A 19,897-nucleotide genomic window follows, 5' to 3' on the forward strand; every position below is an offset into this window, starting at 1 on the left:
CCCCATCCCTACCCGTCTGCTCGGTCACCTGCAGAGGGATGGCTACTCCGCAGATGCTCGAGAACTATTTGCTCGCGCCTTGGCCGTTCTCGAGGCGAACAGCGGCTGTTTGAGCGGACTCTTCCCGGTTCTTCGTTTTGGCGCGGCGATCGGTGGTAAGTTTTCGCCCCACGACGGAGGGATTGATATGGCACGATCATTTGTAGTCGGAGCGGTACTTGTCGGTTGGTTTTGCGCATGTGCATCCGCTTCTCCCCCGAGCGGCGACGCGACCGACGCGGGCACCGATGCTGCCAAGCCGCTCGCGGGCTACGAGAACTGCAAGACGGACGACTCGGGCTGCCCCTTCGCCCTGTGCGATTGCCCCTCGGCGTCCAAGCTCCCGCTCACGTCGCGCCGGCGGACGGACGGCACGTGCAACCTGGACTTCGCCGACGTGTGCAAGCTGCTTTGCCCGGACCCGTCCAAGAACTTCGGTCCACCGAGGTGCTACCCGAAGGACGATAGCGGGCTCTTCGCCACGGACGGAGGGCCTGCCAAACCGACCGATGCGGCAGCCAAGACCTGCACGCCGGGGCTCTTCACGGGGTGTGATGCCGCTGCGTGCGACTGCAAGAACGGCGAACGCATCATCGGTCCTTCGCAGTGCAAGGACGACGGTACGTGTCCTTCGCTCGCGGAGGAATGCCCCAAGCTGTGCGCCCCTCGGGGTGGTTGGCAGATGTGATCGTGTCGAGGGCGAGCCGGACGACGGCCACACTAGCGAGGTGCCGCTACGTTCCCCGCCCGCTCCGACGTAACACCCCGCGATGAGAACCCAGCCCTAGGCCGTCAGCGGACTTCGAGGGCGAGCTTGCACTGCTTGGCCGACTCGGCGTCGAGGGTGCCGCCGATGGGCGCGCGGAGCCACGCCGCGATGCACTTGTAGGCCGAGCCGTTCCGCGCGATGACGTTGCCGCCCTTGTGACGCTCGTTGCCGAGGGGCTTGCTGAGCACCACGAGCACGTCGGGGTTGTCCCCGCCGCGGGCCATCACGCGCATCATCTCTTCGGGTTGGACCGTGATGAACGACTGGAAATTGTAGCGGATCTCGTCTTCGGTCGTCTCGGTGATGCCCGACTTGAGGCCCGCCTCGGGGTTGAAGACGCGGAGGCCCTGGAAGCTGTAGACGCGGTAGGCGCGCCCGGGCTGCCCGTGGCAGTCGAACGTGCCGCACTGCCTCTCGAGGATCGGGTTCACCGAGTTTCGGTAGATGGCGTAGTCGGGCTCGAGCGAGGCGCCGTCGGGGTAGGCGAAGATCGTCTTTCGCTCCGAGTCGGGCACCGACGCGCACGAGGCCACGGCCGCCGCCGCGAGGCACGACGTGGTGACGGCGAAGGCGACCTTGAGCGCACGCGGACCGAGCCACGTGCGCTTGCCTCGGGGGCTCTCGGAGCCTTGGGGGAGAGTCTCGGTCGTCATAGCGGGGTCTCGGGGCAGGGAATCAGGACCTCGGGCTCGTTCGGGGGGCAAATCTCGTTCGGGTCGAACGGGATGGCCTTGTTCGCCTCTTCTTCGGTCTCGTAGAGGCGCACGACCCCGGGGGTGTCGAACGACGCGATCTGCGGCCGGTTCTGCGCGTCGGGGAGGGCAGGCCTATGGCAGCCCGCGCACGCGCCCTCGCGGCCGATGTGGCTCGACATGGCGCGGGTCTTCCCGACCGGATCCCCGGGGAGCGGGCGCTGCACGCTCACGAGCAGCGGGAACGCCGGGCCCGCTTTGCCCTGGAACTGGCCCGCGGGGGTGAAGTCCTCGTCGAAGAAAAAGAAGTTCCCTTTGCAGTTCGTGGTCTTGCACACCGTGTTGCCGGTGGCGTCCCTCACGCGGACCCACGTGTTCTTGGAGCCGCGCCGACCGAACGGATCGACGAACACGGTGCCGGCCACGGCGAACTTCTTGTCGGAAGCGGGGCCCGAGTCGGAGTGGCAGAGATTGCAGGGCTGACCTTGCCGATGGTACGGCCCGCGCGGGATGTTCGGGTCCTCGTCGCCGAGGGCCTTGATGGCGCCGTTCGCGACGGGATCGAGCGAGCACCCGCCGAAGAGCGCGGTCAAGAGGACGGCGGCGCCGAGGATGGCGGTGGAGCGTTCGGGGCGTGGGGTAGGGCGCATGACCATTCCGATGCTGAACCAGGGAGAAAATAGCTCGCTCAGAACTCCGCGTCGAACGCGACCGTTCCATAAACGCCCGTTCGGGCCGTGAGGAAGAGCGCCTTGAAGTAGCGCGAGTAGAGAAGATCGCCGACGAAGCTCAGCCCGTAGCGGACGTCGCCTTCGAGCGAGCCGAGCGCGATGCGCACGCCGCCGCCGAGCGTGGCCGAGACCATGGGCGAGAGCTCGCGGTCGCTCGAGCGGTACGTGAAGAGCGTGGTCAGATCGCTGCCGGCCGCGAGGGCGCCGTAGGCGAGCTGATAGAAGTTCGCCGCCGTCTGGGCGTGGATGCGCACGTGCGGCCAGAGGCGCAGGCGGCGCGTGAGGTCGACCATGTAACGGATGTCCGTGGTCGTCGCCTTCTGCAGCCACGTGTCGAAGTAGAGGCGCTCTTCGAGGCGCAAGGTCGAGTTGCCGATGCGCTTGTTGAGGCGGAAACCGAAGGCGTAGCGGTCGCGCTCGGTCGGGAGCTGCTCGAGCGGGCGGAGCGGCGTGCGGTACTTGTTCACGAGGTCGATCGTGGCGCCATTGGGGACGAACGGCTGCACCGCGATCGGGTCGAAGGTGGGGATGTAGCGGTAGGGCTTCGACTGGTCGCCGCGCTCGAACTGGAGCGTGCCGCCGACGAGGAGCACGGCCGTGGGCGAGAGCACGAACGTGACGCCGAGCTCGACCTCGTGCGTGGTGAAGAGGCGCGAGTTGCCGGGATCGCCCGACTCGGACGGAGGACCGCGGTAGATGCGGTCGCTCGTGAACGAGTACCCGATGCGGGGCGTGATGAGCTTGTCGTTGAGGTCGGCCGTGACGGCGCCGCCGCCCGTGACCGAGAGGTAGTCGGGCTCGGACGAGACGTTGCCCGACACCTGCACGCCGTAGAGACCGGGTTTGTACCCGCCGCCGAGGCCGCCGGCGTACCTTCGCTCGCGGAAGGGCGGCGAGGCCGTCGACACGATGTCGGGCGAGGCCGCGCTCACGGCGTCGATGAGGAAGTTGCCGCCGATGTTCCAGCCCGACGTCGGCGAGACGACCGACGCGTTGATGCCCGGCGACACGACGTAGACCGAGTTCGTGTCGGCGTACCCGCTGAAGTCGAGGCCCAGGCGAATCACCGTGTTCTTGGTGTTCTGCGGGAGGCACTTCTGCACCTCCTCCTGGGTCTTTGCCTGCAGCATGCACTTGATCTGCGACGGGCTCACGGCGCCGCCCTGCGGCTTCAACGTGATGGCGACCGTGACGAGCTCGCGCTCCTTCACGTCGATCTCTTGCTCGAACGTGGCGGGGAGGCCGTTCACGAGGCCTTCGGCCACGACCTGGTGTTTGCCAGGGTTGACGCTGAACTTCTTGGTGAGCGCGTCGGTCGGGACGGGGCGCTCGTCGAACTTGACGACGAGGTCGGCGACGCCCGCCGGAGGTTGGAACGTGACGTGCGGGATGCGCTCGAGCAGATCCTTCACGCGCTGACGGGCGACCTTCATCACGCCGGCGTCGCGCTTCTGGAGGCCGACCTCGAGGGCCTTCTGGGCGTTCTTCGTGGCCTCGACGAGCTTGCCCGAGCGGTTCTCGCACGAGGCCAAGTGGAGGCGCGTGCGCGGCTGCTCGTCGAGCTTGAGAGACTCTTGGTCCTTCTGGATGCAGAGCTCGAGGTTGCCGGCCTGGTCGGCCTTGAGGCCCTCGAGGGCGAGCTTGAACGCCTCTTTGCTCGTCCACCCTTCGGGGACTTTGCTGTCGTCGATGGCGGGGCCGGGGTCGTCTCCTCCCGCGGCGGCCGGGGCGGCGGCCTTGGCGACCTCGTCCCACTGCGACTTGATGTTCGGTGTCACGCCCGTGGACGGGAGCTTCGCGTTCGGGTCCGCTTTGAGGGCCGCCGAGAACTGGCTCTTGGCTTCGTCGCCCTGACCGAGCTGGGACGCGACCTGCCCGAGCGACACGTGAACCTGCGCCTTGACGGGCCCCGTGCACCCCTTGCGGATGCAGAGCGCGAGGGCGTCGGACAGCTTCTTTTTGGCTGGACCGAGGCTACCCGGGTAGTCCTCGTTCATGGTGTCTTGAACGATCTTCTGGACGGCCGCGTCTTCTCCGGCGGCGGCGGGGACCGCCACGAGCAAGAGGCTTACGGCCGCCGCGAAGGGCAGGAGCTTGAGCAGGGCTCGTGACGTCACGGAAGTACGGTACACGATGGGCGCCTCGTGGTGCCTAGCGAAAAACCTCGAGTTTCCTCGAGTGCTCCGGGTTTCGGGGGTGTCGTGGGCCACGAAGGGAGGGGAAGGCTCGGATGGCCGCCCCGAGCTGCGCGTGCACGGTCCCACTCGGGTTAGCAAAGCACGTTCCCGTGCCCCTCGGTCAAGCGAACTTCTGGAAAACACGCACATTCATGCGAAGGAGGGGTGGGGGCTCATCCGAAAAGTCGGGGGCATCACGCCCCCATGGATCGAGCATGCACCATCAGCGGCGATGTGCGCACGAACGCGCCCGCGCTCACGCGACCGATCGGGCGTGCACGAACGTGACAAGGTTGGAGCGCGCGAGGGCGCGCAGCGGGTCGACGGTCTCGGAGCGCGAGGTCAACCGCGCGGAGGTCAGTTGCAGCCGCAGCCGCCGCCACCGCCGCCGAGGCCGCCCGACGCGCCCTCGGACACGCCGCGCACGTGGGCGTCGACGCCGATGGCCATGTCGTCGGTGACCATGGTGGGGTGCGCGAGCGTGCCGCGCTCGTAGGGAGCCACCTTCACGCAGCCGACGGTCGACGACAGGGCGACGAGAGCCCCGAGGGCGAGCACGACGTTTCCGATGCGACGAGCGAGGGTGTTCTGCATGGCCGACTCCTGCTCTCCACGATACTGCCCTTTTCTCGCTTTTCCAGACCAAAAAGCACGACGCGACGGATCGACCACGACCGGTCGCGCTCGATCCACCGTGCGGGCTTCGCCTCGGGAAAAATAGGGGAGACGAGGGTTGCGCGCGCGCGGCCCCCGAGCCCAGAATGGGGGCATGCGTCGGCTCTCTTGGGCAGCTCTCTTCGTGGTCTCCACCGTCGGTGCCGTGCTCGCGGCGTGCGGCGAGACCGACTACACCGCCGGCGTCTACGACAAGCGCTACGGCCAGCCCGACTCGCTCCGCGGCGCTTCGCCGCCCGAGCCGTACAACACCAATAACCCCACCGGCGACGCGGGCGGAGGCGGCACGAGCGGGCTCTGCAACGGCAAGGGCCCCATCGACGGCGGCCCGTGCAGCGTGCAGTTCAAGACCCAGCTCATGCCGCTCTTCGTGGAGAAGTGCTCGAGCCCGAGCTGCCACGGCGCACCCGCGGGCGCAAAGCCCCAGATCGACCGCGAAAACGCGGACAAAACCTACCAGAACTTCATCAGCCAGAAGCCCATCACCGGCAAGCCCTACGTCGACCCGTGCACGACCGACAAGACGGCCTCGTCGATCACGTGCAACCTCGCGGGCACCAACGCGTGCGGCAACGCGATGCCGCTCGGCGCGGCGGGCTCCCTCGGTACGCAGCCCATCTACACGCTGACCGACACGTGGCTCGCCTGCGGCGCGCCGAACAACTGAGGCGCGTGGTGGCGGCCGTTCGCCGGCCGTGACGAACCATCGCCCATTTGGTAGCGAGAGCGCATGGACGCTCTGCTTGCCCGTCTCGAGCGGCGCTTCGGCCGGTTCGCCATCCCGAACGTCACGATGTACATCGTCGGCGGCATGGCGATCACGTTCGCCCTGTCGATGCTGAGGCCCGAGATCCTGTCGGTCATGGAGCTCGACCTCGCGGCGGTGAGGCAGGGGCAGGTGTGGCGGCTCGTGAGCTACCTCTTCATCCCCCGCACGACGAGCCTCATCTTCGTGTTCTTCCAGCTCTCGTTCACGTGGTTCCTCGGCCGGTCGCTCGAGGCCGAGTGGGGGCCGCTCAAGATGAACCTTTACTTCCTCGTGGGCATGATCGGCACCACGATCGCGGCCGCCGCCACGGGCGAGCCCGTCGGCAACCAGTACCTCACGACCACGCTCTTCTTGGCCTTCGCGACCCTCTTCCCCGACTACCAAATCACGCTCTATTTGATCATCCCGATCCGCGTGAAGTGGCTCGCGCTGCTCTCGGCGGGCGTGCTCGTCGTGTCGGCGGTGCTCGGCTCCTGGGCGACGCGGGCCGGGGTGCTCGCGGCTACGAGCAACTACTTCCTCTTCTTCGGCGGCCACCTCCGCGACGCCATCCGCGACCGCGCGCGGCAGCGTGGCCAAGCGAGCCGCCTCGCCGACATGAAGGCGGGCCGCGCCGTCGTGTCGACCACCCCGGACAAGGGCGTCGTCCGCGCCTGCTCGGTGTGCCAGGCCCGCGAGGACGAGGGCGCCGACATTCGGGTGTGCTCGTGCGCAAAGTGTGGAATCCCCACGCTTTTTTGCCTCTCGCACGCGCGCGACCACTGACGCACCGACGGGCGACGGAACGTTCGTGCTCGACCCGAGAGCGCGTCGGTCACGCGAGGTCGAACGAGCCAGGAGGCCGAGGGTTTCGGCGATCTCCCGTCGTGTGATCCCTTCGCCGGCCTCGTGGAGGGGAGATGGGGCCACGCAAGGCGATCGCTACCGCTCGCGCCCTCGGCTCCGGAGCTCCTGGTGCGCGAGCCGACCGCGGTCGAGGAGGGCCACGGCCATGCGGTGTCGTTCGTTCGGCGCGACGGAGTCCGAGCAGAAGTCGCGCACGATCGCTCCGAACCACGTCGCGAACCGTTCGGAGAGGGCCTCGCTCCACAGGTGAGCCGCGACGGCGTGCAGCCTGAAACGAGAGGTCGACGAGGGCGCCCGTGAGCGCCAGAGCGACGCGAGTACGATGGCGTCAGGGGGCGGAGCGACGAAGAAATGGAGGTCGCTCGCGAAGCTCCCACAAGCGTCGCCCGGGAGGCTCCCTGTCGACTCCCCGAATTGGGCGCGCGTCTCGAGTGGCAGATCTCGTAGCCACTCCTTCACCGTTCGCGGAGTGGTCGGATACACCTGGCCCGACGGAAGGCGGCGGATCGTCACGCGTGCCATGGGGCTCCCCCCATCACCAGCCTTCGTCGTCGCTCGAGACCTGGGGCAGGGGCGGCGGTGAGAGGGACTCGACGAGCTCGGCCATCTCGCCGATGTCGAGCGCCGGAGGCATGAGGCTCGTGTTGTGCTTCATCGCCGACGGGATCGGCGGAGGGCCCTTCGGCGCGGGCACGCCAGACGCCTTGCGCAGGGCCTGCGCGAGCTCGCTCACCAACGCTTGGCCTTGCGGTGACATCCCAGGCTCCCCACGCCCCAGCCTCTCGAGCGCGAGGGCCGCGTTGGCGACGAGCTCTTTGAGCTCTCCGAGGCTCTTCCCGAGCGAGTCGATTTGCACCACGCGATCGTCGATGGCGGGCATCGCGCGCGTGGGGTGCGCGCTCGGCGTCCGCCTCGGAGGCGTCGGCGCCGCGGGCGCGGGGACGGCCGGCATGCGCGTCGTCTGCGGCGCGATGGGCGCTCGCGGCCCGGGCCTCGGCGGTGCAGGAGGCGTGACCTTCGGCGTGGGCACCCCAGGAATGGGCGGCGGCACGACGGCGCGCGCGCCCGAGCCCGGAGGTGACGTCTTCCTTTTGGGCTCGGGGGCGCTCCCTGGCCGTTCGGTCTTCTTGGTCATCCCATCCCCTCGTCGATGAACGCTTTATCGTCGCACACCGGGCGCGCCTGTCCATCCGAACCGTACTGCCGGTCGGCGCTCGCTTCACCCGCCGCCGGGGTGGCAGCGCAGCACGACCTTGCCGAAGCCCTCGTTCTGGGCCACGAGCGCGAGCGCCTCGTTCGCCTCGTCGAGCGAAAATTCTTTGTGGATGACTGGAGTTAGCCTGCGGCTCGCGAAGAGCGGGGCGAGGTGTCGGGCGAGCACCCTCGCTGCCCCGAGCTTCTCTTCGAGCGGGCGCGAGCGCATCACGGTGCCGCGGATCGAGAGGCGCTTTCGCAAGATGGCGCCGAGGTCGAGCTCGCCGTGCGCGCCCGCGAGCAACCCCACGAGCACGAGCCGTCCCTTCGGCGCCATGCACGCGAGCGACTCGTTCACGTACGGGCCGCCCACGAGGTCGAGCACCACGTCGACCCCGCGCCCTCCCGTCGCGGCGAGCACGGCCTCGGCGAAGCGCGCGTTCTCGACGGCGATGCCGTGCTCGAGGCCCATGGCGCGCGCGTCTTCGAGCTTGGCCTGGGTGCGCGCCGTGCCGATGGCCGTGGCCCCGACCGCGCGCGCGATCTGGAGGGCCGCCGTGCCGACGCCGCTCCCCACCGCGTGCACGAGCAAGGTCTCCCCTGCCGCGAGCCCGGCCTGCGACACCATCGCGTCGTAGGCGGTGAGGTAGGCCTCGGGCAGGGCCGCGGCCTCGACGAGCTCGACGCCCTCGGGGACGGGAACACACGTCTCGGCGTGCACCACGAGCGACTCGGCGTACGCGCCGCCGCCCACGAGGCCGAAGACCCGGTCGCCCACGGCCACGCCGAAGACCTTCGGCCCCACGGCGTCGACGACGCCCGCATACTCGAGCCCGGGCACGTCCTGCACCGCGTCCTTCGGCGCGGGATACATGCCGCGAATCTGGATGAGGTCGGCGCGGTTCACCGCCGACGCGTGCACACGCACACGCACCTCACCGACGCCCGGCTCGGGCTCGGGGCGATCTTCGACGACGAGGGACCCTTCACGAATGACGGCGGCGCGCATGCGCCGAAAGGTACACGAAGCGGGACCTCGCGGAAGCGCGTCGCGCCGCCTTAGGCCCGTCGCGCGCTACCTCGGCTCTTGCGGCGGGAACACGTGGTCGAAGCCGTGGGGCGCGTCGTCGTGGCAGCCCCAACAGCGCTCGGTCGTCCCGTCGAACACGAGGGCGCCGCTCTTGCCCACGATGACGTAGCGAAAGTCGCCGTGCTCGGGATCGAAGCCCTTCGCGCGCTTCTCGAGCACCATGGTCGGGCCCTTCTCGCCGCTCCCACGCTCCGTGTGATCCATCACGATTTTCGCCCCGACGGCGGCCTCGGCGACCTTGCCCTCGAGGGCCGCGCGCCCCGCGTCGTTGGCCGAGAGCGTGTACTCCCAGCGGCCCGCCGTGTGCCCGAGCGACGCCCACTTCCCAGGGATCGGCGTGACCCCCGCGCGGAGGTCCGCGGGGGGCGCGTTGGACGGCTTCGGGGCCTCTTTCGGCTTCACGATGGCCCGCGGTTTGTCCGACGTCCCCACCGGCTCGCGCGGCGGCGCAGGGCAGCCCACGAGCACGGAGACGAGCGCCACGGCGAGCGCCGCGGAGGGCCAGGGAGAGAGCGGGCCGTGTGCCATCGGCGCGGAACGTAGCAGCCCGGAGCCCGCTTTTGGTAGCGTGCGCGCGTGCCTCGCACCACGAACGACACGGCCCGCCTCCGCGCCCACCCCCTCGAACGGCCCTTTCACGTCGTGCTCGTCGAGCCCGAGATCCCGCCCAACACGGGCAGCATCGCGCGTCTCTGCGCGGCGACGAAGAGCCCTCTCCACCTCGTGGGCAAGCTCGGGTTCCGCATCGACGAGCACGCCGTGCGCCGCGCGGGGGTCGACTATTGGCACCTCGTCGACGTCGTGCACCACGCCGACTTCGACGCCTTCCTCGGCGCGTTCACGGCCGCTTCGCCCGAGGGCAAGCTGCACCTCTTCACCACCACGGCCACCTCGTCGTTCACCGCGCCGCGCTTCTCCCCGGGGGACGCGCTCGTGTTCGGCAAAGAGAGCGTGGGCCTCCCCGACGAGCTCGTCGCCCGCTTCGCCGATCGCGCCGTGGGCATCCCCACGATCGGCGCCGTGCGCTCCTTGAACCTCGCGAACGCCGCGGGCATCGCGCTCTTCGAGGCGCTCCGCCAAGCCGGCACCTTCGACGCGACCTTCCTGGGCTGAAGTTGCCGGCGCGGCTCCGAGGTTGCCCTACGTGTCGTACTCCGCCACCATGGCGGCATGAGGGGTCGCTTTTTTTCCTTTGCCCGAGCCACGGCTCCCTTCGTGGCGCTCGCGATCGTGTGCGGCGGTGCCGCGTGCACGAGCTTCGGTACAGAGACTACGCCAGAGGTGGACAGCGGGATCTCGGACCCGGCAGACGCCTCGGTCACGCCTCCGCCTCCGAGCGAAGCCGGTCCCCCACCGTCGACCTTCCGCAACGATCCGTCCCTCGGCGCCGAGGCCTTCGTCGCCGTCACCACGGGGACCTCGGTCTGCAAATACAACCCGGGAGCGGCGCCCTACTGCACCGGCCCCACGCAAGCCTCGCACACCTGCGCGCTCCGCAACGACGGCGAGGTGCTCTGCTGGGGCGCGAGCAAGTCGGGGCGGCTCGGCGCCGTCCCTCAGGGAGACTCGATCGACTCGGCGTGGCGACCGAGCCCCACGCCCGCGAAGGTCCCCGGCCTGCCCGCGCCGGCCACCGCGATCGCCGCCGGGGCGGACCACACGTGCGCGCTCTTGAGCACGAAGGCCGTCTACTGTTGGGGGTACAACTGGAACGGTCAGCTCGGTCATGGCGACGGGATCGAAGGGCAGCCCAACGCGGGGACCGGGCAGCCTCCGGGCCGCCTCCCGCTCAAGAACACGGGGACCGTCAAGGATCTGGTCGCCGGGCAGGGGCACACGTGCGTGCGCTTCGAGTCGGGCGAGGTCGAGTGCACGTGCAAGGCGAACGACCAAGAGACCGACGCCTTCAAGGCTCGCAGCTTCCAGAAGATTTCCCTCGGCTGGAAGACGTCGTGCGGCGTCGACATCGCCGGGGGCCTCTGGTGCTCGGGGGACTCCGCCTCCAATCAGATCACGAACCCACCGAACGCCCCCGCCACCATGGTGCTCGGCTCCATCGACGACGTGACCGTCGGGTATGGGCACATCTGCGCGACCCCGCGCGGCTCCGGGCGGCCGCAGTGCTGGGGCAATTGCGCGGGCTTCGGGGAGACGACCGGGGCGCAGCCCTGCTCGAGGGTCCCCGGGAACCGCGTCGCGCTCCCTAGCGTCGGCAACGGCAGCACGGTCCCCTCGGTGGTCGAGGCCGGGGGCGCGCACACGTGCTGGATCGAGGCCTCGAACGTCTACTGCTTCGGCGCGAGCACGAGCGGCGAGACCGGCGCGCCTCCAGGGCTGAAAGGCGCACCCGGCGATCCCATCCTCAGGAACGCGCGCACCGTCTCGGCCTCGGCCTCGCACACGTGCGCCGTGACCTCCACGGGTGACGTGTTCTGCTGGGGAAACAACGACTTCGGTCAGCTCGGCAATTCGGACAAGAGCGTCGACGTCGCGACGAAGGTCGTCTTCCCTCCTGGCGGCTGACCTGTCGGCCCTCGTCGCCTGGGGCATAACCAGGTACGAAGAAGAGACACGATGATCGTCTACGAGAGCACCCACTGGCTCGGCATGGTCGTGCGCGTGCACGGCAGCGTCGTGAAGCGCATCTGGCCGAGGTTCGTGGTGACCACGGCCATCGCCGCGGCGCTCACGTGGCTCCAGCGTGATCCGCGCTTTCATATGTCGCTCACGGTGCCGCCGTTCGTCATCACGGGGCTCCCGCTCGGCATCATCTTGGGCTTTCGGAACTCGTCGTCGTACGACCGCTACTGGGACGGGCGAAAGCTCTGGGGCGCGCTCACGAACCAGTGCCGCTCGCTCGTGCGCCAGCTCCACACCCTCTTCGACGCACCCGAAGGCGCGAGCCCCGAAGAGCTCGAGGCCCTCGCGGCCCTGCGCAAAGAGATGACGTACAGGCTCGTCGGCTTCGTGCTCGCGCTCCGCCTCCACCTCCGCCGCGAGAAGGACCCGGCGCTCCTCGCCCCCTACCTCCCGCCCGAAGAGCTCGCGGCCCTCGCCGAAGAGTCCTCACCGCCGGCGGCGCTCCTCCACCGGCTCGGCCTCGACCTCCGCCACGCCGCGCGTTCGGGCCTCGTCGACAAGCTCCACGTGCCCGCCATCGACGCGACGCTCTCGGCCCTGACGGACGTGGTCGGCGGCTGCGAGCGCATCAAGAACACACCGACGCCGATCAGCTACATCATCTTCATCCACCGGGCCGTCGCCGTGTACGCGGTGCTGCTCCCGTTCGGCCTCGTCGACACGGTGCACGCCTTCACGCCGGTGGTCGTCTTCTTCATCTCGTATGCCTTCTTCAGCCTGGACGCGATCGGCGACGAGCTCGACGATCCGTTCCGCCGCTCCGACAACGCCCTCCCGCTCGACACCCTCTCGCGCAACATCGAGATCTTCGCCCGGAGGCGCCTCGGCGAAAAAGACGTGCCCGAGCCCCTCGCGCCCGTGAATGGGGTGTTGCGGTAGCGGAGCCCGCGGTCTCAGCCGAGGCGCGCCGATGGGAAGTAGGGTGCCAGGCTCGCCATCGTCGCACGCGCGCGCTCGAGCGCGGCCTCCGCCTCCCCTCGGGAGGTGTTCCTGACGAGCACGAGCTCCCCGTCGACCCCCGCGCGGAACACGAAGCGGAGCCAGACGGTGTGCCCGGACTTCCGACCCAACGAGGTCTCGACGCGGATCTCTTGCACCGTGCCGTGCGGCTGCGACATCGCCGCGAGGAACGGGTCCGGGCGGAACGCCTTCGAGAGGATCCAGGCTCCGAGCCCCGCCACCGCGAGCCCGCCGAGGATGGGCAGGATCTCCTCTCCTCGCGGAAGGAGCGCGCGGCCGTGGGACGCGGCATACCCGAACACGTAGATGGCGAGGCCGAGGCCAATCGTCGCGACCACGACACCCGACACGATCGTGACGCGCTGATCGGCCCGGAACGAGTCTCGGGCGATCGCCTGGATGGGCGGCGGGAGCGCAGCGTAGGGATCACCCTGGGCCATGGGGCGTCGGCTACCACCGCGTGGAGTGGGTCGCAAGGCGACAAGGGCCGTCGGCTCGTCCCCGGGGGGCTCGTGAACGGCGGTGGCCCAATCAATCGGGGCGGAGGACCAAGCCTCGCAGCACGTGGGTCGCGGCCTCTTTGACGACGTAGAGCACCAAGACAGGCTGCTGCGCCTCGGCGGAGCCGGCGCCGGGTTTGCGCTCGAGCGGGAAGAAGGCGGCCGAGATCGTGTTCCCTGGGAGAGGGAGGAAGGAGGGATCGTTCGAGACCTCGGGGTTCTCGGGGCGGCCCGGCGGCACGATTTCGGCCTTGGCTCCGTAGCCGACGACACGCGCGGCCTTGTCGCAGGTCTCGAGGACCACGACCCTCGACGCGGCCTCGCCCGTCGAGAACGAGCCGAGCACACGACGCTCGCGCACCTTGCACGCGTCCCCCCGGCCGTTCGCCTCGAGGATGCCGTCGAGGGAGAGGGGGGTCTTCTTCGGATTCTCACCGGTGATGTCGATCGCCGCGATCGCGGGAGAGCCGGTCGATACCCAGATGGTCCCCGTGGCCCACGCAGCCCCGGTGATCGCCTTCGGGAACCCCACGGTCCACCGCACCGCCCCGACGAGCGCGGCGGAATGGACGAAGCTCCCACGGACGAAGGTCGTCGCGTCGAGGAAGAAGCGCGGAGCGCCGTTCGGAGCGCCGACCCCCGGGACATCGGCGAAGAGGCGCTCGCCGCTCGAGATGCGCACTCCGTATACCGTCGCGCCCCCGTCGCCGCTCGTCTCCGACTCCGTCCACGCGACGACCGCCCGCCCATCGTGCACCGCGTGGCACGCCGTGACGCGTCTCGAGCCAGCGTCGGCGCCAAGGTTGACGACGGGTGGAGCGTCCGCTTCGCCGCAGTGCTCGACGGTCTCGCTCGACCCGACGTCCCGCGCGTTGAGGACCACCTTCGCGCGAAGCGTGCCCTCAAGGGTCTTGAGCTCACGCGGGACGACGCTCTCGATGGTCCGCGTGACGTCGGTCGGCGCCTCCTTCGCGAAGCGCGTGGACTCGGGCCGATAGTCGATTTCCAGCGGCTCGCTGCGAGGTCCGCTCGCTCCTCCGAGGACGACGCCGGTCACCCGTGGCACGCCGCGGTCGCTGGCGTAGCCGACCAGGTATCCGCCCGCTCGCGGTCCCGCGTCGGAGACCTCGCAGCTCCCCCCGTCGCACGGAATTTCGGACTTCGTCATCACGACGGCCGGTGTGACCCGCGGGTCCACGCCGCGCGCCACCTCGAACGACGCGACGAGCGCGCTCTCGAACGGGAGCGGATCACGCGCGGCATCGGGAGTGGGGCGCTCGACGACCGGGCTCGCGTCCTCGGGGCTCGCGGCCGTCGCGGCGTCCTCGGGGCTCGTGGCGTCGGGCGCCGCGCTCGGAACGGCTCCCGCGGAGGGGGTCGGCGTCGAGTCCTGCCTCGACAACGCAACGAGGGCACCTACGGCGGCGAGAGCCACGGCACAACCGATCATGAGCTTGGTTCGATTCGCAGTCGTCATCACGAGCCTCGGGAGAGAGAAAGGCGCCACCTTAGTCCGAGTCGCGCGCCTTACGCTCGGCGCACCGGATCGCTTCCTCGGTGGCTTGCCGTTTGGTCATTCCGAAGCGGCGCGAAGTCCCATCGGGTGTCCCGCAGAGGGCTCGAAGGACCCGGCGGGGGCCCGTTTGTCCGTCTCCGCCTCGCCCCTCAGGTCGAGCTCGGAAGACTCGCGGAAGGGGCGTGTTCGCTGCGCGTTTCCACCGAGGTAAGCCCCAAAACCAAAACGACGCGACCTCCTGGCCGCGTCGTTCGCTATCCCGCTTCTCCCGCCCTCACCCGAAGGCGTTGATGCCCGTGACGTGCTGGCCGAGCACCAAGGAGTGCACGTCGTGGGTGCCCTCGTAGGTGTAGACCGTCTCCAAATTGCAGAGGTGGCGCATGATCGGGTATTCGAGCGTAATCCCGTTTCCGCCGAGGATGTCGCGGCAGGCGCGGGCCGTCTCGAGCGCGGTGCGCACGTTGTGGCGTTTGATCATGCTGACGTGCTGCGGGATCATCTTCTTTTCGGCCTTGAGGCGCGAGACCTCGAGCACCATGAGCTGCCCGGCCGAGATCTGCGTGAGCATCTCGGCGAACTTGGCCTGCACGAGCTGGTGGCTCGCGATGGGCTTGCCGCCGAACTGCACGCGGTTCTTCGCGTAGTCGAGCGCGCAGTCGAAGCACGCCTCGGCCGCGCCGAGCACGCCCCACGCGATGCCGAAGCGCGCCGACGTGAGCGTCGAGAGCGGGCCCTTCATGCCGCGCACGCCCGGGAGCATGGCGCTCTTGGGGATGCGCACGTCCTCGAGAATGAGCTCGCTCGTGACGCTCGCGCGGAGGCTCATCTTCTTGTGGATGAGGCGGGCCTCGAAGCCCTTCGTGTCCGTCGGGACGACGAACCCGCGCACCTCGCCCTGGGTGTTGCCCATCTTCGCCCACACGATGGCCACCTGCGCGAGGTTGCCGTTCGTGATCCAGCGCTTCGTGCCGTTCAGCACGTAGCTGTCGCCGTCGTCGACGGCCGTCGTGATCATGCCTGCCGGGTTCGAGCCCCAGTCGGGCTCGGTGAGGCCGAAGCAGCCGATGATCTTCCCCTTGGCCATCTCGGGCAGGTACTTCTGCTTCTGCTCCTCGGAGCCCCACGTGTGAATGGGGTACATGGCGAGGCTGCCCTGCACGCTCGCGAAGCTACGAATGCCCGAGTCGCCGCGCTCGAGCTCGGCCATCGCGACGCCGTAGCCCGTGTCCGAGAGGCCCGCGCAGCCGTATCCTTGCAGGTTGCACCCAAGCAGCCCGAGGTCCGCGATCTCCGGAATGAGCTCGACGGGGAAGGTGCCCTTCTCGAAGTGCTCGCCGATCGTCGGCAAGACGCGCGCGTCGACGAACTTGCGGACGCTCGTCTTGATGGCCTTTTCTTCGTCGGTGAGGTGGCGCGAGATATCGAAAAAGTCGGGCATGGGGGGGCTTCTACCACGCCGAACGCCGGCGAAAAGCCCCGGGGCGCGCGTCTTAGCTCAAGAGAGCCGAGACGCCGTGCGTCGTATCTCAGCGCTGGATGCGCACGGTCGGGCTCGCGCCCAAGAACTCGGCGCGGAGCGTCACCTGCTCGCCGGCCTTCGTCACGATGCGCTCGCCGCGCGATTCGCCGGTGGGATCGAACGAGAAGCGCACGTCGTGGGGGCCCGGGTCGAGCGCCACGCGGGTCGGTGTTTTTCCGCGGCCGATGCCGTCGACCGTGACACGCGTGCCGATGTCCCCGAGGAGCACGAGCTGGGACTTTTGCACCGACGGCGCGGGCGCAGGGCTCGCGCTCGTGGGAGGTGCGGCCGAGGGGCGCGGCGGTGGGGCGACGCTGCTCGCCGAGGGCGCGGGGGGCGCCGAGACCGAGGGCGCGGGTGAGGCGGAGGGCGAGGCGACCTCGACGTTCACCGGGCTCGCGTCGACCGGGGCGAGCGCGAGGGCCCCTGCGTCGGCGCGTGCGGGCACCTCGGCCGGAGACACGAGCCCGCGGCCCACGAGCACGAGCGCCACGGCGGCGATCGACGCGCCCATGACCCACGGTGCGAGGTTCTTCGGCTTCTTCTCGTCGCGCGTGGGCTCTTGCGGGCGCGCCGGGGTCTCGATGGGGCGCGTGGCGATGGTCTCGGTGCGCTCGGGAGACTCTTCGATCGGGCGCGCGACCTTCGGCGGGCGCTCGCTCTCGAGCTTGCGGGTGCTCGGGCCGGTGTCGCCCCCGGTCACGGGCTTCGGATCGTTGCCGGTGCGCGCGGCGAACGTGCGTGTGAGCGGCGCCCCGTCTCCGTCGCCCTCGCCATCGAGGCGGCGCGTTCCGGGGAACGACGACTCGGGGATGGCCGACTCGGGCTCTTGGGCCTCGCGCAGCTTGCGCACACGCTCGCCGAGCTTCCTCGCCACGTCCTCGGTCTCACGGCCCTTCAAGAACGCACGAAGCGCGCGGCCGAGCTCGTCGGCTTCTTGTTGGCGCTCGCGTGGGTCGAGGCGCATCGCCTTGGCGAACGCGTCGTCGAGGGGAGCGAGATCGGGGTGCGCGTCGCTCGGCTTCGGGTGCGGCGCGGCCATGGCCTTCTCGCACTCCTCCAGCGTGGCCCGGCGGAACGGCGCGCGCCCCGCCCACGCCTCCATGAGCAGCACGGCGAGGGCGAACACGTCGGTCGGAGGGCCGAGCTCGCGCCCCTCCATCTGCTCGGGGGGCATGTGCCCCGGCGAGCCGAACACCTCGTGCCCGGCGACCCGCGCGGGCGCCGCGATGCCGAAGTCGATGAGCTTGATCTGCCCCTCTTCGTCGATCATCACGTTGCGCGGCGTGATGTCGCGGTGCACGACCTTCATGCGCCGGTGGGCGTAGTCGAGCGCGCGGCACACCTCGGCCCCCACGTACGCGCCCTCTTCGGGCGTGAGCCCCACGCGCTTGCCCGCGGCCTCGCGATCGGCCGAGAGCAACTCGGCGACGCTCACGCCCGATACGAGCTCCATCGCCAAGAAGTAGACGCCCGTCTCGACGCCGAGCTCGTACACCGGCACGATGTTCGGGTGCGAGAGGGCGACGGTGGTCTTCGCCTCGTCGACGAACCTCCGCACGAACTCGCCGTCGTGCGAGAGCTCGTCGCGGATCTGCTTCACGACGAGCTTCTTCTCGAACCCGCCCGCGCCCTTCAACGTGGCGAGCATCACGCGCGCCATGCCGCCGCGAGACAGCTCGCGTTCGAGCACGTATTTGCCGAAGGGCCTCGGGAACATCCGCGGGTCTCTCGCCGCCCGAAGGGGCCGCCTCCCGAAATGTACCTTCATTTCGCCCCTGTCCGCACGGCGATTCGGCCCGAGGCCCCCACGTTCTGGTAGGCTTCACCCCCGATGGCGCCGAGGCTCCCCATCACCCGACGCGCGCTCGCCCTCGCCGGGGCCGGCGTTCTCGTGGCCCTCTCGGCCTGTCAGCGCGAGCCCGTCGTGATCGATCGGCCCGTGCGCCTCAACACCCTCGGCGCGTGCCCGGTCGCGGCCGACAAGGCCTACGCGCTCCTCTACTCCCACGGCGACTTCGAGCCCCAGACCTCGCACGTCGAGAGCCTCTACCTGAGGGACGCCGGGCGCCTCCTCACGGGCTTCCGGACGGACGTTCGCGCCGTCGTCGCCGACGTGTCCCAACCCGGGCAAAGTAGCGGTTTCCTTGGGGTTTCACGCGTGCCCGGGGCCGGCCCGATCGACCTCCTGCTCCTCCCTCGCGGCGAGGCGTGCGCGGTGTCGGCGCCCATCGAGCGCCGGAGCGGGGGCACGCTCGCCGCCATCGACGACGCCCACGTGCTCTACGCCGGGGGCATCACCGACGGCGGCCAGGTGCCCCGAACCTACCTCGCCGATCTCGCCAAGGGCACCGTCACGGCCCTCCCGTTCGGCCTCGGCGCGCGGCGCATCGCGCCTACGATCACCTCGTTCGACCGGGGCTCGCGTGGTCTCGATCGCGGCGCCCTCGTGGCGGGCGGCACCGACCCTGTGGGCAACGTGCCGCTCCGCTCGGCGGAGGTGTACGTGCCCGGCGCCGACGGAGCCCCCGGCGACTTCGAGCGCGAGAAGATCGAGCTCAACGACGCCCGCGCCGAGCACGCGGCCGTCACGCTCACGTCGGGGGCCACGCTCCTCGTGGGCGGTCGTGGCCCTCAAGGCCTCCTCACGACGCTCGAGGTCATCGAGCCCACGGGGCGCTCGCGCATCGAGGGCCTCGGCCGGCTCGAGGTGCCCCGCAAGAACCCCACCGCGATCCGCCTCGCGAGCGGCGAAATCCTGGTCGCGGGCGGTGAGGACGCGAACGGCGCGCCCGTGGCCGCCCTCGAGTGGCTCGCGCCCGACGCCTCCCGCGCGACGAAGCGCCGCCGCGATCTCGTCGCGAGCAAGCGCCGCATGTTCGTCCCCCTGTCGACGGGCGGGGCCCTCGCGGTCATCGCCCCCGACGCGCCCGACGCCACCTTCAAGAGCGTGTGGGTCATCAGCGCCGACGGCACGCTCGAGGCCGGAATCCCCGTCCAAGACATGGACTTCGTGCGCCTCTTCCCCGGGGCCGACGGCGCGCCCCTCTTCTTCACGGGGCGCAGGTGGCTCCGCTGGCAGCCGTGGTTCGGGGCGTTCCAGCAGCTCCTCGACGCGCCCACGCCGACCGTGGGAGAGGGCGGTCCCGCGGCGGCGGCGTCCATCACGGCGCCCGATCCGGGGCTCGCCGTGTGGGTCGACGAGCGCCCCGAGGGGGCCGTGCTCCGCGCGTTCCGTCACGGCGTCCGGGGTGATTTCGGCACCGTCCCGCGCCCGCTCCTCGTCAAAGACGAGACGTTCCTCGCCCCCGACAGGCTCCCCTCGCGCGACGCCTACCGCTTCGAGCTCGATCGCGGCCTCCTGCTCGGCCCCGGCGCGAGCGCCTTCTTGCCCGACGTGTCCTTCTCCAGGGTCGTCGTCGAGCTCCGTGTCACCGCCGCCGCGCCGCTCGTCGTCCTTCGGGACGAGACCGGGGCCGAGCTCGAGGTGGGCGGCGCGTTTTGCGCCGGCGCCGCGGCCGCGAGGTCGAGCCTCGTCGTCACGCGCGAAGGGGCCAAGGTCACGTACGCGATCGACGGCGACGCGGCCAAAGAGTGCGCGCGTGGCGTGAGCGAAAATGCTCGTATTTCCGTTGGTTTACGCGGCGCATCGGGCGCGGGGACCTCGGGCGCCCGGAACCTCTTCGTCCGCCGCGAGTGAGCCTCCCGCGTGCCTCCTTTGGCCCGCGTCGTCCACGGCGTGGGCCACGCGCTTCGGAAGAGGGCGCCCCTTCGTGGAGG

The 19,897-nt window shown here is 70.0% G+C and carries 19 protein-coding genes; 7 read left to right on the forward strand and 12 right to left on the reverse strand.

Features of this window, described 5'->3' with window-relative positions:
• Positions 1-187: 187 nt before the first annotated feature.
• On the forward strand, positions 188-727 hold the full coding sequence (locus tag IPK71_14645; GenBank protein MBK8214974.1) for a hypothetical protein: 540 nt from the start codon (positions 188-190) through the stop codon (positions 725-727).
• Between the two features lie 104 nt (positions 728-831).
• On the opposite strand, the gene IPK71_14650 is transcribed toward IPK71_14645, so the two are convergent.
• From IPK71_14650 to IPK71_14665, 4 genes are all read right to left on the reverse strand, one after another.
• Positions 832-1,461, reverse strand: coding sequence for a hypothetical protein (locus IPK71_14650; GenBank protein MBK8214975.1), 630 nt, complete (start codon positions 1,459-1,461; stop codon positions 832-834).
• Positions 1,458-2,150: a hypothetical protein gene (locus IPK71_14655; GenBank protein MBK8214976.1), complete on the reverse strand. Its 693-nt coding sequence runs from the start codon at positions 2,148-2,150 to the stop codon at positions 1,458-1,460. The genes IPK71_14650 and IPK71_14655 overlap by 4 nt, the downstream gene beginning before the upstream one ends.
• Positions 2,151-2,188: 38 nt before the next feature.
• Entirely contained in the window at positions 2,189-4,348 is a 2,160-nt protein-coding gene (locus IPK71_14660) for a DUF3570 domain-containing protein (GenBank protein MBK8214977.1), read from the reverse strand.
• A 417-nt stretch (positions 4,349-4,765) separates the two neighbouring features.
• Entirely contained in the window at positions 4,766-5,002 is a 237-nt protein-coding gene (locus IPK71_14665; protein MBK8214978.1) for a DUF4266 domain-containing protein, read from the reverse strand.
• Positions 5,003-5,177: 175 nt separating this feature from the next.
• Between IPK71_14665 and IPK71_14670 the strand changes: the two genes are divergently transcribed.
• Together IPK71_14670 and IPK71_14675 are read left to right on the forward strand one after the other, a co-directional pair.
• Complete coding sequence (locus IPK71_14670; protein ID MBK8214979.1) at positions 5,178-5,750, forward strand: hypothetical protein; 573 nt, start codon at positions 5,178-5,180, stop codon at positions 5,748-5,750.
• Between the two features lie 63 nt (positions 5,751-5,813).
• Positions 5,814-6,617, forward strand: coding sequence for a hypothetical protein (locus IPK71_14675; protein ID MBK8214980.1), 804 nt, complete (start codon positions 5,814-5,816; stop codon positions 6,615-6,617).
• Positions 6,618-6,773: 156 nt separating this feature from the next.
• On the opposite strand, the gene IPK71_14680 is transcribed toward IPK71_14675, so the two are convergent.
• From IPK71_14680 to IPK71_14695, 4 genes are all read right to left on the reverse strand, one after another.
• On the reverse strand, positions 6,774-7,220 hold the full coding sequence (locus IPK71_14680; protein ID MBK8214981.1) for a hypothetical protein: 447 nt from the start codon (positions 7,218-7,220) through the stop codon (positions 6,774-6,776).
• A 13-nt stretch (positions 7,221-7,233) separates the two neighbouring features.
• The gene (locus IPK71_14685) at positions 7,234-7,833 is read right to left on the reverse strand and encodes a hypothetical protein (GenBank protein MBK8214982.1); all 600 of its coding nucleotides are present in this window, start codon (positions 7,831-7,833) and stop codon (positions 7,234-7,236) included.
• 84 nt (positions 7,834-7,917) lie between these two features.
• Positions 7,918-8,901: an NAD(P)H-quinone oxidoreductase gene (locus IPK71_14690; protein ID MBK8214983.1), complete on the reverse strand. Its 984-nt coding sequence runs from the start codon at positions 8,899-8,901 to the stop codon at positions 7,918-7,920.
• A 66-nt stretch (positions 8,902-8,967) separates the two neighbouring features.
• A complete protein-coding gene (locus IPK71_14695; protein MBK8214984.1) occupies positions 8,968-9,510 on the reverse strand; it encodes a hypothetical protein in 543 nt (180 codons plus the stop codon).
• 114 nt (positions 9,511-9,624) lie between these two features.
• Here IPK71_14695 and IPK71_14700 point away from each other — a divergent pair, with 114 nt between their 5' ends.
• Genes IPK71_14700 through IPK71_14710 form a run of 3 tightly spaced genes read left to right on the forward strand, consistent with a single transcriptional unit; the run spans position 9,625 to position 12,501 of the window.
• A complete protein-coding gene (locus IPK71_14700) occupies positions 9,625-10,095 on the forward strand; it encodes a tRNA (cytidine(34)-2'-O)-methyltransferase (protein ID MBK8214985.1) in 471 nt (156 codons plus the stop codon).
• Positions 10,096-10,152: 57 nt separating this feature from the next.
• Positions 10,153-11,505: a hypothetical protein gene (locus IPK71_14705; GenBank protein MBK8214986.1), complete on the forward strand. Its 1,353-nt coding sequence runs from the start codon at positions 10,153-10,155 to the stop codon at positions 11,503-11,505.
• Between the two features lie 51 nt (positions 11,506-11,556).
• Positions 11,557-12,501 (forward strand): bestrophin family protein, encoded by a 945-nt coding sequence (locus IPK71_14710; GenBank protein ID MBK8214987.1) that lies wholly within the window; start codon positions 11,557-11,559, stop codon positions 12,499-12,501.
• A 14-nt stretch (positions 12,502-12,515) separates the two neighbouring features.
• Here the strand turns inward: IPK71_14710 and IPK71_14715 are convergent, their stop codons facing one another.
• The 4 genes from IPK71_14715 to IPK71_14730 all read right to left on the reverse strand — a co-directional run bounded on the left by IPK71_14715 (position 12,516) and on the right by IPK71_14730 (position 17,837).
• Positions 12,516-13,022: a hypothetical protein gene (locus tag IPK71_14715; protein MBK8214988.1), complete on the reverse strand. Its 507-nt coding sequence runs from the start codon at positions 13,020-13,022 to the stop codon at positions 12,516-12,518.
• A 91-nt stretch (positions 13,023-13,113) separates the two neighbouring features.
• Positions 13,114-14,559 carry a hypothetical protein gene (locus IPK71_14720; GenBank protein MBK8214989.1) on the reverse strand — a complete coding sequence of 482 codons (1,446 nt, stop codon included), beginning with the start codon at positions 14,557-14,559 and terminating at the stop codon, positions 13,114-13,116.
• A gap of 313 nt (positions 14,560-14,872) precedes the next feature.
• Entirely contained in the window at positions 14,873-16,036 is a 1,164-nt protein-coding gene (locus IPK71_14725; GenBank protein ID MBK8214990.1) for an acyl-CoA dehydrogenase family protein, read from the reverse strand.
• A gap of 88 nt (positions 16,037-16,124) precedes the next feature.
• Positions 16,125-17,837, reverse strand: coding sequence for a serine/threonine protein kinase (locus tag IPK71_14730; protein MBK8214991.1), 1,713 nt, complete (start codon positions 17,835-17,837; stop codon positions 16,125-16,127).
• Between the two features lie 114 nt (positions 17,838-17,951).
• Here IPK71_14730 and IPK71_14735 point away from each other — a divergent pair, with 114 nt between their 5' ends.
• Positions 17,952-19,817 carry a hypothetical protein gene (locus IPK71_14735; protein ID MBK8214992.1) on the forward strand — a complete coding sequence of 622 codons (1,866 nt, stop codon included), beginning with the start codon at positions 17,952-17,954 and terminating at the stop codon, positions 19,815-19,817.
• Positions 19,818-19,897 lie beyond the last annotated feature (80 nt).

This window comes from Myxococcales bacterium, from assembly GCA_016712525.1.
Taxonomy (GTDB): domain Bacteria; phylum Myxococcota_A; class Polyangia; order Polyangiales; family Polyangiaceae; genus JAAFHV01.